This is a genomic window from Lysinibacillus sp. NPDC093197, from assembly GCF_044754025.1.
Classification (GTDB): domain Bacteria; phylum Bacillota; class Bacilli; order Bacillales_A; family Planococcaceae; genus Lysinibacillus.
The window spans coordinates 23,596-36,377 of sequence record NZ_JBIVOH010000012.1 but is presented as its reverse complement, the minus strand read 5'-3'; the positions used below and the strand labels follow the sequence as shown (position 1 = coordinate 36,377).

Here is a 12,782-nt window from a genome sequence, read left to right as displayed (position 1 = left end):
TTTCAGGGACCACGAGAAGAATAAAATGAGAAAAAGAGCCCGCTTTAACAGCGAGCTCTTTGCTTAGGCTTCTTTTAACTTATTCATTACTTCATCTATATAGGAATCGGTAAAGTGAATAATGCCGAGATTTTTTACAATACGTCCTTCCTTCAGGCGGTTATCAAGCCAATCTGTAATAAAGGCAGGAGCATATCCGCCTTGACCGAATTCTCCGCCAAATGCGATGATGTTCTGATAAATGGATACATATTGATCGTAATTAGTGTCTGGATACGACTTGGTATATAACCAAAACTGCACATCATACATGACATAGGATAATTCATCTGCATGAAAACTAAAATGGCCTTTCTCTTCGACAATTCGTGTACATATGTTGCGAATTTTTTGTTCCACCTGAGCCACTTCAGTTACCTGAGTGCACAACTCCTCCAGCAGAGGTGAAAATTTGCCGCGCGCTACTTTATCGAGAGCTATTTCTTTGTCTTCTTCAGAAGTATCATATTGTTCTTCGCTCACTAAGCCTTTAATAAACTCTTCAAAATTGTCAGCAAGGAAGGTAATCTCATAATCATCTTCTTGGTCGACATGAATAACTTCAGGTTCACCATTCCTACCGCAAGCTCGATAGTCGAGCATCACAACATCATGACCGGCTGAAGGACAATCACAGATTACGACTCCAATGTCTGGATATCCCCATTCCTCAATCATAAACGGACTACCCAAATCTCCGCACAGGGAATAGCTTTTCTCGCGCCCAATACCCGCAATTCCTGTAATGGCAATATGATCCTCAGCCCAGGATGTAGGGTCTTCTGTTGGAAAGCAAGTGTTCATTGGCACCCCACCATTTTGCTGCTTCATAAGATAAATATAAGAGGAGGGGAGCTTATAACCAAGTTCTTTTTCTATAGAGTCGATTAGTTCATCCGTAGGGGGATCACATTGGTAGGATGTTCTTGCGTACTCGCTGTCATCCCAGAAATCAGTTAGAAACATGTCTGAAAAAGGAATTTTCTTTGCAAGGGAACCGCCACGCGCCAAGGAATCTTTCTTTTTGGCAAGCCGGAGTTCTTCTTTTTTTTGCTTCTCCACTTTATGAGTACTCTGTCTCAAAAAATATTCCGTACTTTGAACACCAGGCTCTAATTGATCTGACCTGCTAAAAGCTTGGACTGCTTCCTCATATCGCTGTAAATAATAAAGAGCAAAGCCAACCCGATAATGCCATAGAGAATCCTGTTTGCCAGCCTCAGCAATCTTACCGAATTGATGGAGCGCTTCTTCGTAAAGCCCCGAATTGTTATAGGCTCTTGCCATAATGCTAATTGCTTCATAGTCGCGCTCTTCTTCAGGAATTGCTAAAAGCGAATCGATAATTCGCTGATGTTCGTCTACTTCATGCCATGCAATCAATTGATCAATTAGCTTTTGTTCCATGTCTACCTCCAAATGATTATTTACATCATAACTACATATGTTTCTGGTAGCCTCTACTATAAAATAGTAACATCTATTAAAAAAGGATTCTAGAATTTTCCTTTATGTTACAACTAAGAAGAAATTTAAGGGAATGAGCTTAATATTTCATTGGACTCATTTTTTTTTTGCCTTGAAATACGTAATTAACTTACTCACTTCAACTACGAAGTGAGTTTTTATTATTCTTAAAATTTTAGTTGATTACTTCATTCCCATTTGTCCCATGATATAGGTAGATGGGGGGTGTTGGCTTATGGATTATGAATATACAGTAAAGTTTCACTTCAACGAAAGTCGTGAAGAAGAATATAAAATCAAGAATAATATTGGACAGGAAACATTTGTAGAAGAAATTTTTAATGGGTTCAATGAAAAGTCCTGGTATTCATTTACTGAAACAGAAAATTATAAAACGATATTAATTAGTACGAAAGGTGTTTATAAGGTATCGGTAGTGCAAGATGTAGTAACATTTGATTAATTTAATGTATTAAGTCACATCCATTTTTGGAGTGGCTTTTTATTATGATGAAGTTAGTCACGGGCAACGACAGGGGGTGACGTAGTACTACGATATGCTAATTAAGCTTTAGAAAAGTTAACTTTTAGTGGGCTACCATATTCGAGTATGATAGTGATAATATTAAGTTTTTTAAAGGGAGATTTACATGAAAAATAGATTTTCAATTGGAGAAATGGCTAAGCTTCATAATACAACCATTAAAACTCTTCGATATTATGATGAAATTGACTTGTTAAAACCTGTACATACAGATAGCAACAACGGTTATAGATACTATTCAACGGAACAATTTGAACAAGTGAATACTATAAATTATTTAAAGGAATTAGGTTTTTCATTAAAGGAAATTAAAAGACATCTGGATCACAGGGATATCAACGGTTTTTTGCATCTCTTAGAGGAACAGCAACGATTAACTGAAGTAAAAATTAAAGAACTGGAACAAATTAACCGCAGATTTCAACATCGAATCAAGGATATAAAATTAGCACAAGAAATAAAGGAATTAGAAGTTCCGTTCATAAAGGAAATAAAAGAGAGAAAGATAGTAAGGTTAATGGAAAAAATCAGTTCAGAACCTCAACTGGAAGTTTCTCTACGACAACTAGAGAATTCGTCCAATATGAATTCTTCTATATTTATTGGGGGAGTCGGTTTAACAATTAGTATTCGTGATCTATTGAATAACAAGTTTAATGAATATAACTCCATCTTTATTTTAGTCGAGGAAGATGACATTCAAAGTCCTATAGTAACAACTCTTCCGGAAGGAAAGTATGCATGTATTTATTATAATGGAAATCATAATAATTCTCCTGTACAGTATAAATCCTTGCTGAATTGTATAAAAGATAATGGTTTTCAAATTATCGGAGACACCATTGAAAGGACAATCATTGACCATTATATTTCTGAAAGGAAAGAAGACTATCTGACAGAAATTCAAATACCAATAAAGTGTTGACCCTCCCCATACAGGAGGGTTTATTTTTTACTTAGGCACAATTATCTAAAGGAGAAATCATTATGTTTGGAACAATATTTAATACAATGATGATAATAATCGGAAGCATTGTTGGAAGCGTCTTTAAAAATGGGATAAAAGATGATTATCATAATATCCTTATGCAGGCTATGGGCTTAGCTGCTATGGGGTTAGGAATAAATGCACTTGTACAACATTTACCTTCAAGCAAATATCCGGTACTTTTTATTGTAAGTTTAGCTGTAGGTGGATTAATCGGCCAAAAACTTAATTTGGAATCAAAATTTAATGCTTTAGTTAATAAATATTCTAAAGGCAATTTAGCAGAAGGGTTATCGACTGCTATTTTATTATTTTGTATTGGCACATTATCTATATTAGGTCCTGTAGAGGCTGCGTTAAAGGGAGATTATACGTATCTACTGGCAAATGGTATATTAGATGGCATTACTTCGATTGTTTTAGCAACTACATTTGGTATTGGGATAGCTATATCAGGAATTGTGTTATTTGTATGGCAAGGTTCCATTTATTTAATTGCTATTTTAATGGGGAGCTCCATCAATAATGATCTTCTAAATGAATTGACAATTATAGGAGGTATATTAATTTTAGCGTCAGGTTTAAGTATTTTGGGCATTAAAAAATTTAATACTTTAAATCTTTTGCCAGCATTACTTATCCCAGTTATTGTATTTTTATTTATCTAGTAATCCCTTTTATTATGGACTAAGAAATCTTGAACTACATTTAAAGAGAAAACACACATCAATTTGTAATGAACCAAATTTGTGTGTGTTTTATGCACTAAAATTTATTATTTAACTAACTTATTTAGGAAGGGTAGTATCTCCTTAGGATTAAAAATGTTGTAGTATCGTATCGAGAATCACTTATTCTACAGGGGCCATATTGTTGTAGATTACGTCGGCAGTGACTTTTCCAGTACTAACATCTTGAGATGTGTAACCCGAAATGAAGTTTCCAACTTTAAATTCTTTTTGCAATAGTTCTTCTGATGGTTTTGCTGCAGTTGGCCCTTTAATCCCTAGTTGCGTTTTGTTCGTTACCGTTACCCATAAATCACCGATTTTAAAGCTATTGCCGTTTGCATTGACTTCAGTAATCGTCCCTTCAATATTCACCACTGCTTTGGCTGTAGTTTGCGGTTTATCTATTTCCACTAATGTACTTTGCGTGTCGGTCTTCGAATGCTGTATCATCGTGTACGTCCCTGTCAATACTGTACAAACTGTGACTATCATGCCCAAGTTCTTTAAGGATAATTTCATGCTATTTTTCATTATAGATTCCTCCTTAATTGCTGTAGATTGCATAAATTTTTTATAAGTTTCTTCTTTGAAATTATCGTTTATCTTCACCTGCTCCATCGCAGATTTATAGACAGACTTCCTCATTCTCAAGCCCTCCAATCTTTTCTTTTAAATGAAGGCGTCCACGCGCAAGCCAAGTCCCCACTGTTGCTGGCTTAGCCTGTAGGATCTCTGCAATTTCCTGAATCGTATATCCCTCATAATAGTGCAGATGGATAGGAATCCGATATTTTTTATCTAGAGCTAATACTGCCTGTAATAACTCGTTCTCTTCCTTAGGGAGGTAGCTTAAATCCTCAGGAATTGGATTTCTGCTGCGGAACCAGCCGGTTTTCAGCATATTTTTGCTTTTGTTAATGGTAGTGCGTATGAGCCAAGCTTTTTCATGTTCATCGTTGTTGAATACAGGGGGATTCTGCAAATAAGTTAAAAATACCTCCTGTGCAACCTCTTCAGCATCCGCTACATTTTTTAAATATGCGAATGCCACTTTTATCAGACTATGGGAGTATAAGTCCAGAGCCCGATGCAATGCGTCATGAACTTCTAGAGAATGATGCACCCCACCACCTCCTTTCACTTTAAATACAACTGAGGACGCCGTTATTTTTCATTGAGAATTAATTTTTTTAATATTTAGTGGGGAAGTTCATTTTATTTCCCATTTACCTTATTCTTATTTTCTCCTGTAATTATAAAAAATTTTATTCCGCTAATCATTGCCAACGCACAAATGTTACCTCGACGTTACTATGAAACTAAAATGTGCGTACTTTTTTTTACTCTTTCGAGACTACATAATGAGAAAGCAATCAAGCAAACACATATTGGAGGAATAAAAATAATGAATCATTTACAAGATACAATCACATTAAATAACGGGCTACAAATGCCTGGTATGGGGTTAGGTGTTTTTCAAGTAGAGAATGATGCTACTGCAGAGATGGTTAAAAACGCTATCGAGGTTGGATATCGAAGCATCGATACTGCTGCAATTTATGGCAATGAAGCGGGTGTAGGGGAAGGTATAAAACTAGCGCTAGCATCTACTGGTTTACGTCGTGAAGACCTGTTTATTACATCAAAAGTATGGAATGATGGATTAAGCTATGAGGAAACAATTGCTGGATATGAAGAGAGTCTACAAAAATTAGGGTTAGATTATTTAGATCTTTACCTTATTCATTGGCCAGGTAAAGATAAGTATGCTGAATCTTGGAGAGCGCTTGAAGATTTATATGAACAAGGCAAGATTAAAGCAATTGGCGTATGTAACTTCACTGTAGCACATTTAGAAAAATTATTATCATTTGCTCGTATTAAACCTGTTATCAATCAAGTGGAATTCCACCCACGCTTACAGCAAGTGGAGCTTCGTGCATTTTGTGACAAGCACCAAATTCAACTAGAAGCATGGGCACCTTTAATGCAAGGCGGGCTTCTTGAAGATGAGACCATTTCTAAAATCGCTACAAAATATGGGAAATCAATCGCTCAAGTTATTTTGCGTTGGGATGTCCAAAATGGAGTGATCACAATTCCAAAATCTGTGCGTAGAGAACGCATGATGCAAAATGCCGATATTTTTGACTTTCATTTAACAGACGAAGAAATGGCTACTATCAATTCAATGAACCTTGAACAACGTGTTGGACCAAACCCAGATGACTTTGACTTTGCGCTATAAGCATAAAAAGAGAAAGAGACTGTCTAGTGTGTGACAGTCTCTTTCTTCCCTCATTATGATGTTTGCTGCATAGCGATAGCGATATCTTCATCACGTTGTTTTAAAACGACATCTTCGCCTTTTTCCTGTAATACTTCAATATGATTTTCGCCCCAAGTGCAAAGCATGTTCAAAATAGGTTCCATTCCTTCTCCATAAGGCGTTAAGGAATATTCAACTTTGGGCGGTACTTGATTAAAGACTTTGCGATTGATTAGTCCAGCTTGCTCTAACTCTCGTAATTGGCTTGTAAGCATCTTTTGTGAAATTTTTGGAATCAATCGTCGAAACTCATTTGTTCGAATTTTACCATGGTGGTTTAAATGACAAAGAATAATCGGTTTCCATTTTCCGCCGATTACTTCAAGCGTCGCTTCCACACCAATATTATATAATTTTTGCATTGTAACCTCCGTAATATACAAAAGTAACTAAAAGTACTCTATGGGTCATTTAGATATGTACTGAATATTACTACACATGCAAAGAAAAATCAAAGGAGATAGTATTTGTATGTCACAATTAAAAAAGCCAAATGCTAAATTAACATTGCTTGCACTTGCAATTAGTGCGTTTGGAATAGGGTCCACTGAATTTATCAGTGTTGGTCTTCTCCCATTAATTAAAGATAACTTTGGTATATCGTTAAGCACAGCAGGCTTAACCGTTTCTATATATGCACTAGGTGTAACGATTGGAGCTCCATTATTAACAGCTTTCACATCACACCTCAGTCGAAAAACAGTTTTATTGCTTGTTATGACCATTTTTATAATTGGTAATTTAACAGCAGCATTAGCACCTATTTTCTCCATCCTGATTATAGGACGCATTATTTCAGCATTAGCACATGGTGTGTTTATGTCCATCGCCTCTGTCATTGCGGCAGAAGTAGTTGAACCAAATAAACGAGCAAGTGCTATTGCCTTTATGTTTACAGGTTTAACATTAGCTACTGTAACAGGTGTTCCACTAGGTACATTTATTGGACAAGTAATGGACTGGCGTATGTCGTTCATCTTTATTGTCGTAATTGGCATTATCGGTTTAATTAGTAATGCGATGTTAGTCCCTAGCCAATTATCGAAAGGCAACCCAATCTCTTTACGTGATATTGGCAAAGTATTAGGTAATATCCGCATGGTATTAATACTTTTCATTACTGCAATTGGCTACGGTGGTGTCTTTGTTGTTTATACGTTTGTTTCGCCGATTTTAGAGCAATATATGGGGTACTCACCACATGCTGTTGTTGTGATTTTAGTTGTCTATGGTGTTTGTGTTGCTATTGGTAATACATTAGGCGGTCATTTCGCTAATAAAAATCCGCTTCGTGCAATCTTTATTATTTTTGTTGGGCTTGCCTTAGCATTATATGGCATTAACTTTACGCTCGAATCACCAATTATCGGATTAATTATGGTACTGCTAATGGGGTTATTTATGTTCATGAATGTCCCAGGCTTGCAATTATATGCGGTTATTCTGTCTGAAAAATATGTGCCATCAGCTATTTCCATGGCTTCCGCTTTAAATATTTCTGCTTTTAACATTGGTATATTTCTAGGATCATATATTGGAGGCTTTATTATTCGCCATCAATCGTTAGCGCATACACCCCTTTACGGATTCTTAATGGTGATGCTTGCAGCGGTTGTTACACTACTATGGTATCTTTGTGATAAAAAGAAAGTTTAATTTTTTTAGGATTGCGTAATAATGTTGAGATAAATAAAAAAGGAAGCTCATTATGGCTTCCTTTTTTATTTGAAATATAGAAGTCAATTTTCTTTTCATGCAGCGCTTTCCGCGGGCACACTGAAAGTTGCTTCCTTCGGTACTGTCGATACTTTGAAAGGAAGTCACCATGTTTCTTTTTTTCTATTATATCAATCTAAGTGAAAGTAATTTAAATGTACTTTAATTAATACATCCTAATTGCCACTCCTTTAAATTTTCTTGACTTCTAGCTTGGTTTTTAGTTTTATTATAAGTATATAAAGTAATGGTTTTAACTAATGGCTATCAATTATTAAAACAAAATTATGATTCGTTTAGCTAATTTTAATATGTATTAAACAAAGTTTTTTGGTTACGTATAGGTAGGACCTCTAGTGTATAGATGGTCTTTTTTTGTGGGCTCATATCGGCTGTACAAGTTAGGAATGACTTTAAATAAAATAGACTACCTAGTACTTGCTTTCCACCCAAGTTCTAAGGTAGTTTGTTGTTAAAGAGAATAGTTTAATCGATGACACAGTGTAAGCATATACAACCAAATGTTAAGATGAAATATAGATCGAAAGAGGTTATGTACAACATGAAACAAGGAGTTACTGCCAAAGATGTAGCAAAATTGGCTGGTGTTTCACAATCTTCAGTATCAAGAGTGTATTTTGAAGGTGCGTCAGTATCTGCGAAAACTAGAGAGAAGGTTCTAGCAGCAGCACAAGAGCTTGGCTATAGACCGAATGAATTTGCACGGAGCTTAATTACAAACCAATCCAAAATCATTGGTTTAGTGATGAAAGGTGTTCAAAATCCTTTCTATCCTCAAGTATTAAAGCTATTTACGACTTCCCTAAAAAAACATGGCTATAGCGTACTATTCGTCTACACCAATAATGATGAAATCCAAAAAGAGGATATCGAAATATTATTTAATTATAATGTTGCAGGTGTAGTTATTACCGATGCATCACTTTCTTTGTCGGTTACAGAAGATTTCATAAAGTATCAAATACCGTTAGTTCTGTTTAATCGAAAAATAGATAATAATAAATTTTATTCTGTATGTTGTAACAACTTTGAGGCAAGTAAAAAGATTGCAGAATATCTATTAAGTATCGGCTGCTCAAAGATGATTTATATTTCAGGGAATGAAAATACATCTACAAGTAGAGAACGCGAAAAGGGATTTAGTGCTATGTTACAGGGGGAAGACGTGCACTATCAGAAATACAGTTCTGATTACACTTATGAAGGTGGGTATAATATTACTCGTAAAATTATATTAGAAAAACAATTACCGGATGCGTTCTTTGTGGCTAATGATATTATGGCGTTAGGAGTAGTGGATGCATTAAAGGACAATAATATTGCTATTCCGAATGAAACGAAAGTTATAGGTTTTGATAATATTGAAATGGCAGCTTGGCCTACATACAGTCTAACAACATGGGAGCAACCAATTACAGAAATGGTAGACGAGACTGTAAAATATTTGCTTAATGAACTAGAAGAATATTCAGGTGAAGCTAAAAATCTTGAAATTGACGGAGCCCTTATTTTGCGCAAAACAACATAGTGTAAAAAGGTCGTAAAGACTTATTCCATAAGCATCATGCTATATCAAAATAGGATGCATACAGTAATATGTATGTGCATCTTATGAGAGATAGTATGATGCTTTTATTATTTTCTCATGAGTTATAGTAAATATTTAATAAAAATAACGAAAATAAATACCTGTTGACAACCATTTATTTTTCGAATAATCTTACTTATATAATTTCTGCATACGTATGCAAAAATGAAAAACTAAACAAAAAGGGGTAATAACAATGGTTAAAGTATTGAAATCTGGAAAATCAAAAGAAGAAGTAAGCATAAATGACTCTCAGGTCTCTCAAATTGTATCGGAAGCAATTAAGGACATAGAAAAGCGAGGAGATCAAGCAGTTCGTGAACTATCTGAAAAATTCGATAAATGGTCTCCGGAAGCGTTTCGTTTAACTGACAAACAAATAAATGAAATCGTATCCAACGTGCCTAGCGATGTAATTGAGGACATTAAATTTGCTCAAAAAAATATTCGTGAATTTGCAGAGGCACAATTAGCTTCATTACATGATGTGGAAGTAGAAAATATTCCTGGCGTTATTTTAGGTCACAAAAATATTCCGGTTAACAGTGTTGGATGTTACATACCTGGTGGTCGCTATCCAATGGTTGCCTCTGCACATATGAGTGTTTTAACGGCGAAAGTGGCAGGCGTAAAACGAGTAATTGCTTGTACGCCACCTATTAACGGAGAAATTCCACATGCCACAATTGCAGCAATGTCATTAGCAGGTGCTGATGAAATTTACCTTCTAGGTGGTATTCAAGCAATGGCTGCGATGGCAATTGGTACAGAAACAATCGAACCTGTAGATATGATTGTTGGACCAGGGAATGCCTTCGTTGCCGAAGCAAAAAGACAATTGTATGGTCGCGTAGGAATTGACTTATTTGCAGGTCCAACAGAAACATTAGTAGTTGCTGACCATACGGCAGATGCCGAAATGATAGCAACGGATCTTTTAGGACAAGGGGAGCATGGACCAACATCACCTGGAGCGCTAATTACAACATCTGAAAAATTGGCAGAAGAAACTGTAAAAGAAATTGAACGTCAATTGCAAACGTTACCAACTGCCGATGTTGCCCGTGTATCATGGGAAGATTATGGTCAAATCCTTTTAGTAGATTCAATTGAGGAAGCTAGAATTGAAGCAGACCGACTTGCTTTTGAGCACGTAGAAATATTAACGGAAGATCCTAATTACTTCCTTGAAAATATGACGAACTATGGTTGCTTATTCTTAGGCCCTGAGACAAATGTTGCTTATGGAGACAAAGTAATTGGTACAAATCATACATTACCGACTAAGGGTGCTGCTCGTTATACAGGTGGATTATGGGTAGGAAAATTCATTAAGACTGTTACCTATCAAAAAGTAACACCAGAGGCAAGTGCCTACATTGGGGAATATGCAGCACGTCTTTGTCAGTTAGAAAACTTTGCTGGTCATGCCGAGCAAGCTCTGCTACGTGTGAGAAGATACGGAAAAAAGAATGATTAATGCTAGGTATGATGGCAAGTAAGTGAAGATTAATAAAACGCAAAAAGGGGATTCGGGGGGAACTATATGTTAGGGATGATTGGGTTATTTGGCGGATTGGCACTATTAATATATTTAACAATGAGAGGTATGAACTTACTCATTGCTGCACCTATAACTGCATTGCTTGTAGGGCTATTAAATGGGCTGCCGCTTTTCCCGCAGCTTGCAGAAAATGATGCTGCAAACTTTTTAACTAATTATATGTCTGGTTTCACAGGCTTTATCGCATCTTGGTATTTAATGTTTTTAACGGGTGCTATATTTGGTAAAGTAATGGAAGATAGTGGAGCGGCGGACAGTGTTTCGCAATGGATTGTCAGTAAAATCGGCATGAAACAAGCTGCATTAGCGATTGTAGTTGCCTGTGCGGTTTTAACTTATGGTGGTGTAAGCTTGTTTGTTGTAGCATTTTCTGTTTATCCTATGGCACTTAGCCTATTTAAACAGGCAGATTTACCAAGACGCTTTATTCCAGCGGCTCTTGGTTTTGGTTCAACAACGTTTACGATGACATCTGCAGGTTCGCCTGAAATACAAAACTGGATTCCAATTCAGTTTTTAGGTACTTCACCATATGCAGGATGGGAAGTTAGTTTTATTGTCGCTGTATTTATGTTAGCGTTTGGTTATTGGTGGCTCAAAAAGATGATCAGCAAAGCTATGGCGAATGGAGAACGATTTGTTAGTAGAGAGACGGATATATTGACAACAACTCGAACAGATTTACCAAATCCGATTTTAAGTATTGTGCCATTACTCGTTGTATTAATTATTTCTTTTACCTTCCATAATTCATTAGGAACGTCAGCATTGATTATCGCATTAACGGGCGGTATATTAGCAAGTTACCTTATCAACAGAAAGTTCTTTCAAAATTTTGGTGCAGCAGTAGGAGAAGGGGCAATGGGTGCGATTGTTGCAATTGCGAATACAGCTGCGGTTGTTGGCTTTGGGGGTGTCGTAAAAGCAACGCCTGCTTTTGAATCTGCTGTAAAGGTTATGACAGATATTCCAGGAAGCCCATTAGTAGGTGGTGCTTTAGCGGTAGCAGTTATTGCAGGATTAACGGGTTCGTCATCTGGAGGACAAGCCATTGCATTACCTTTATTAGCACCACATTATTTGGATTTAGGGGTCAATCCGGAGGCGTTACACCGAACAGTTGCCATTTCTTCAGGGTCACTTGACTCACTTCCACAAGGAGGATATGTGGTCACGACTATTCGTTCAATCTGTGGAGAAACACATAAAGATGCTTACCCAGCATTTGGTGCATTAACAGTTGTAGTGCCGGCATTAGGTGTAATATTAGCCGTAATATTATTCTCATTCGGTTTGGGCATTTAATAGATATTTGAAAACAGAAACCCAACAAATGATTGATCATCGTTTGTTGGGTTTCTCAGCTTATAGAATAAAAGGAAAATTACTTGCGTATAGCTCTGGAATGGTTTTATTACATCATAGCTAAATTTTATTAACGGTGTATTGTATTTTCTGTTTCATACTGTATATTTAATTTAATTTTGTTCAAGTCCCTATCAATTTTGGAAACTAATATATGTAATTCTTCATTTTCTGGAGCGTTAAACGTTTCTCCTCTTCGTTTGCTTAAAGTGACTGTTTGATTAATTAATCGCAAACAGGATTTAATTAGAGCCAAATCCGTTTTGATTGCTTCTTTGTTTATAATGTCTATTTCATCCATTAATAATCACCCCTACAAACATAATACAATATTAGTAATCATTATCCAATACGATGAATTGGATGATACATCGTTGGATAATGTACTAATGATTTAAAGCACCATCTATTTTTATTTACCACTTTAAAA

13 protein-coding genes are annotated in these 12,782 nt (G+C 36.0%); 8 read left to right on the top strand and 5 right to left on the bottom strand.

Going from position 1 to position 12,782, the window contains the following annotated elements; all coding sequences use genetic code 11:
- Positions 1-63 precede the first annotated feature (63 nt).
- Positions 64-1,446: an SMI1/KNR4 family protein gene (locus ACIP9G_RS21595; protein WP_401022174.1), complete on the bottom strand. Its 1,383-nt coding sequence runs from the start codon at positions 1,444-1,446 to the stop codon at positions 64-66.
- Positions 1,447-1,741: 295 nt separating this feature from the next.
- On the opposite strand from ACIP9G_RS21595, the gene ACIP9G_RS21590 reads away from it, so the two are divergent.
- From ACIP9G_RS21590 to ACIP9G_RS21580, 3 genes are all read left to right on the top strand, one after another.
- Positions 1,742-1,969, top strand: a complete 228-nt coding sequence (locus tag ACIP9G_RS21590; protein ID WP_340823232.1) for a hypothetical protein — start codon at positions 1,742-1,744, stop codon at positions 1,967-1,969.
- Between the two features lie 187 nt (positions 1,970-2,156).
- A complete protein-coding gene (locus ACIP9G_RS21585) occupies positions 2,157-2,975 on the top strand; it encodes a MerR family transcriptional regulator (protein ID WP_401022171.1) in 819 nt (272 codons plus the stop codon).
- Between the two features lie 62 nt (positions 2,976-3,037).
- Complete coding sequence (locus ACIP9G_RS21580) at positions 3,038-3,706, top strand: DUF554 domain-containing protein (protein ID WP_401022169.1); 669 nt, start codon at positions 3,038-3,040, stop codon at positions 3,704-3,706.
- A 183-nt stretch (positions 3,707-3,889) separates the two neighbouring features.
- On the opposite strand, the gene ACIP9G_RS21575 is transcribed toward ACIP9G_RS21580, so the two are convergent.
- Positions 3,890-4,414 (bottom strand): hypothetical protein, encoded by a 525-nt coding sequence (locus tag ACIP9G_RS21575; RefSeq protein ID WP_401022167.1) that lies wholly within the window; start codon positions 4,412-4,414, stop codon positions 3,890-3,892.
- Complete coding sequence (locus tag ACIP9G_RS21570; RefSeq protein ID WP_340823236.1) at positions 4,395-4,892, bottom strand: RNA polymerase sigma factor; 498 nt, start codon at positions 4,890-4,892, stop codon at positions 4,395-4,397. The genes ACIP9G_RS21575 and ACIP9G_RS21570 overlap by 20 nt, the downstream gene beginning before the upstream one ends.
- Before the next feature lie 279 nt (positions 4,893-5,171).
- On the opposite strand from ACIP9G_RS21570, the gene ACIP9G_RS21565 reads away from it, so the two are divergent.
- Positions 5,172-6,017 (top strand): aldo/keto reductase, encoded by an 846-nt coding sequence (locus tag ACIP9G_RS21565; RefSeq protein WP_401022267.1) that lies wholly within the window; start codon positions 5,172-5,174, stop codon positions 6,015-6,017.
- Between the two features lie 53 nt (positions 6,018-6,070).
- On the opposite strand, the gene ACIP9G_RS21560 is transcribed toward ACIP9G_RS21565, so the two are convergent.
- Positions 6,071-6,460: a winged helix-turn-helix transcriptional regulator gene (locus tag ACIP9G_RS21560; protein ID WP_401022164.1), complete on the bottom strand. Its 390-nt coding sequence runs from the start codon at positions 6,458-6,460 to the stop codon at positions 6,071-6,073.
- A 109-nt stretch (positions 6,461-6,569) separates the two neighbouring features.
- Here ACIP9G_RS21560 and ACIP9G_RS21555 point away from each other — a divergent pair, with 109 nt between their 5' ends.
- From ACIP9G_RS21555 to ACIP9G_RS21540, 4 genes are all read left to right on the top strand, one after another.
- The gene (locus ACIP9G_RS21555) at positions 6,570-7,754 is read left to right on the top strand and encodes an MFS transporter (protein WP_401022162.1); all 1,185 of its coding nucleotides are present in this window, start codon (positions 6,570-6,572) and stop codon (positions 7,752-7,754) included.
- Between the two features lie 622 nt (positions 7,755-8,376).
- Entirely contained in the window at positions 8,377-9,363 is a 987-nt protein-coding gene (locus tag ACIP9G_RS21550) for a LacI family DNA-binding transcriptional regulator (protein ID WP_401022161.1), read from the top strand.
- Positions 9,364-9,619: 256 nt separating this feature from the next.
- Entirely contained in the window at positions 9,620-10,903 is a 1,284-nt protein-coding gene (gene hisD / locus ACIP9G_RS21545) for a histidinol dehydrogenase (protein WP_340823240.1), read from the top strand.
- A 66-nt stretch (positions 10,904-10,969) separates the two neighbouring features.
- Entirely contained in the window at positions 10,970-12,292 is a 1,323-nt protein-coding gene (locus ACIP9G_RS21540; protein ID WP_340823241.1) for a GntP family permease, read from the top strand.
- 130 nt (positions 12,293-12,422) lie between these two features.
- Here the strand turns inward: ACIP9G_RS21540 and ACIP9G_RS21535 are convergent, their stop codons facing one another.
- Positions 12,423-12,653 (bottom strand): phosphoglycerate mutase, encoded by a 231-nt coding sequence (locus ACIP9G_RS21535; RefSeq protein ID WP_401022158.1) that lies wholly within the window; start codon positions 12,651-12,653, stop codon positions 12,423-12,425.
- Positions 12,654-12,782: the final 129 nt, after the last annotated feature.

Bases quoted from the DNA above. Each gene is read 5' to 3' on its own strand.
- ACIP9G_RS21595 (WP_401022174.1), bottom strand. From the start codon at position 1,446: ATGGAACAAAAGCTAATTGATCAATTGATTGCATGGCATGAAGTAGAC.
- ACIP9G_RS21590 (WP_340823232.1), top strand. From the start codon at position 1,742: ATGGATTATGAATATACAGTAAAGTTTCACTTCAACGAAAGTCGTGAA.
- ACIP9G_RS21585 (WP_401022171.1), top strand. From the start codon at position 2,157: ATGAAAAATAGATTTTCAATTGGAGAAATGGCTAAGCTTCATAATACA.
- ACIP9G_RS21580 (WP_401022169.1), top strand. From the start codon at position 3,038: ATGTTTGGAACAATATTTAATACAATGATGATAATAATCGGAAGCATT.
- ACIP9G_RS21575 (WP_401022167.1), bottom strand. From the start codon at position 4,414: ATGAGGAAGTCTGTCTATAAATCTGCGATGGAGCAGGTGAAGATAAAC.
- ACIP9G_RS21560 (WP_401022164.1), bottom strand. From the start codon at position 6,460: ATGCAAAAATTATATAATATTGGTGTGGAAGCGACGCTTGAAGTAATC.
- ACIP9G_RS21555 (WP_401022162.1), top strand. From the start codon at position 6,570: ATGTCACAATTAAAAAAGCCAAATGCTAAATTAACATTGCTTGCACTT.
- ACIP9G_RS21550 (WP_401022161.1), top strand. From the start codon at position 8,377: ATGAAACAAGGAGTTACTGCCAAAGATGTAGCAAAATTGGCTGGTGTT.
- hisD (WP_340823240.1), top strand. From the start codon at position 9,620: ATGGTTAAAGTATTGAAATCTGGAAAATCAAAAGAAGAAGTAAGCATA.
- ACIP9G_RS21540 (WP_340823241.1), top strand. From the start codon at position 10,970: ATGTTAGGGATGATTGGGTTATTTGGCGGATTGGCACTATTAATATAT.
- ACIP9G_RS21535 (WP_401022158.1), bottom strand. From the start codon at position 12,653: ATGGATGAAATAGACATTATAAACAAAGAAGCAATCAAAACGGATTTG.